This window comes from Candidatus Thiosymbion oneisti (assembly GCF_900092655.1).
GTDB lineage: Bacteria > Pseudomonadota > Gammaproteobacteria > Chromatiales > Chromatiaceae > Thiosymbion > Thiosymbion oneisti.
The window spans coordinates 1-2,089 of sequence record NZ_FLUY01001382.1 but is presented as its reverse complement, the minus strand read 5'-3'; the positions used below and the strand labels follow the sequence as shown (position 1 = coordinate 2,089).

The 2,089-nt window shown below is 57.9% G+C and carries 2 protein-coding genes; one reads left to right on the top strand and one right to left on the bottom strand.

Annotated features, from left to right (window positions below):
* The first annotated feature begins 530 nt into the window (after positions 1–530).
* Entirely contained in the window at positions 531–1,295 is a 765-nt protein-coding gene (gene pgeF / locus BQ17_RS14190; protein ID WP_089728141.1) for a peptidoglycan editing factor PgeF, read from the top strand.
* A gap of 258 nt (positions 1,296–1,553) precedes the next feature.
* Here the strand turns inward: pgeF and BQ17_RS14185 are convergent, their stop codons facing one another.
* The gene (locus BQ17_RS14185; RefSeq protein WP_089728139.1) at positions 1,554–1,994 is read right to left on the bottom strand and encodes a hypothetical protein; all 441 of its coding nucleotides are present in this window, start codon (positions 1,992–1,994) and stop codon (positions 1,554–1,556) included.
* Positions 1,995–2,089: the final 95 nt, after the last annotated feature.

The window sequence follows — 2,089 nt, the reverse complement described above, 5'->3', positions numbered from 1 at the left end:
AGGGATGGCCAAAACCCAGCAATAACCAAAGCTGGGGTTCGTTCCTCACCCCAGCCTACCGATTTAAAATCAATAGGCTAGTTTTTAGATAGCCTCTAAGAAGCTGTCCGGTTAAAAGTAATCCTGAATGATTCGGCGTCGTTTAGAGGACCGGACTTGGTTAGAAGCGAGTTGGATAGATTGAGCAAAAAGCGTAGGATGTGGTGAGCGCGGTGGTTCTGAGCTTGCCGGCCGGTGCACACACGCCCCGCGCGAACCGCATCAATGAATGGCCCGTGCCCAACCAGTTGAACACGCCCACCATCCAAAGATACGGTTCGCGGCCTACCTATCCCCTCCGGCACAGGCAGGCGTGCCTGGGACGCCAGGCAGGCGCTCACTGCATCATCGATGCGGTTCGCGCTACCCGGCAGTGCCATCCTGAAAGATCTCCCGCGCTCACCGCATCCTACATCCATCCTACGGGTTGTTGACATTCAGCGAACCGCATTCAGACAGCCTCTAACCCGACCTACCTGGCTCGCTCAGAAATGTCAACAACCCTGGAGTGGAGGATTGAGCCGAGCTGGCCCGCCCCGCCACGGGTACGGGCCCTGTGCACGACACGCGGCGGAGGTGTCAGTACCGGACCCTTTGCCGGCTTGAATCTGGCCGATCACGTGGGGGACGAGCCATCCTTGGTGGCGCAGAATCGCGCCCTGTTGCGCGCACGCCTCGGTCTCTGCACGGAGCCCCATTGGTTGCGACAGGTCCATAGTTGTAGGGTCGCCGATGCGGTCAGGGAGCCCAGGGATTGCCGGGCGGATGCCGTGATCGCCATGGGCCCGCGGGAGGTCTGTGCCGTGCTGACCGCGGATTGTCTCCCGCTGTTGCTGTGCGATGCGGCAGGAACCCGCGTAGCGGCAGTACACGCTGGCTGGCGGGGCCTGGCGAAGGGTATCATCGAGGCGACCATCGCCCGGCTCGCGGTGCCTCCCCGAGCGATCCTGTGCTGGTTGGGACCGGCCATCGGTCCGCAGGTATTCGAAGTGGGAGCCGAGGTACGGGCGCGTTTCCTCGCGCAGGGAGACGAAGACACCAAGGCCGCGTTCGTGCCGGCGCCTGGAGACAAATGGCTGGCGAATCTCTATGCCTTGGCCCGCGAACGTCTGCGCGCCTGTGGCGTCGACCGGGTCTGGGGCGGCGAGTTCTGTACCTATTCCGACCCCGAGCGCTTCTTCTCCTACCGGCGCGATAAGATTACCGGGCGCATGGCAAGCCTGATCTGGATCGATCCGGACGCTGGGCGACGGTAAGACGGTCCTTAGCTAGGTGTCAGGTCCCGGATGATTATATAGGATCTAGCAACCGCCACTGGCCAAGAGCTTACCGACCGCTTCTGTCTCCGGTGGTCAAGAAGTAGGGGGGACCGAAAGGTCACATCTTGTGGAAACCCCGCAAAACCCCATCCTTGGGATTTTCCAGGACGGCGCCTGAAGATTGCAGTCTCCGGATGCCTTTCTCATACTGGGCACCCTGAATTTTTCAAGGTGCCCTGCCAACGGTCAGCCTTATCAGGCTGCATAATAGCCTGCCCAGCTGAGATAGTACTGAGCCAAGTAGCCATAGCGCGCGACTTGGTACTTATAGGACGTATAGCGCCCCCCATAGATATAGTTAGAATAGGCGTAGCGTCTGTAGGAGGAGGCATTGTTAAGTGCGTAACCAGCATACCTCTTCGCTGTCGATCCGGATGGTGCCTGTCTATAAGCGTTGTACGCGTCGCTATAAGCTCGGTTCGCGTTGAGGTAGGTGTAATAGCGATAGGTTGAGTTGTTGTAAATCAGCGACAGTTCGTAATACCATTTTGCCACTGCCAGATCAACATTCCCTAGTTCACTATAGAGAACCGTCCCCCTGTAACTTGCTTGCGCAGAAGGCGCAGCACTGAGACTCAGCGTACCAACCACTACCAGCGTGGCTGCCAGTATGTAGCTTTTGAGTTGTTTCATCATAGTCACCTTTGTACCTATCTGTCAGGTCCCGGATGATTACGTGGAATTTTTTTAAACAGTTGGGGTTGCTGTGCGTGCCATTGTTTGAGTATCTG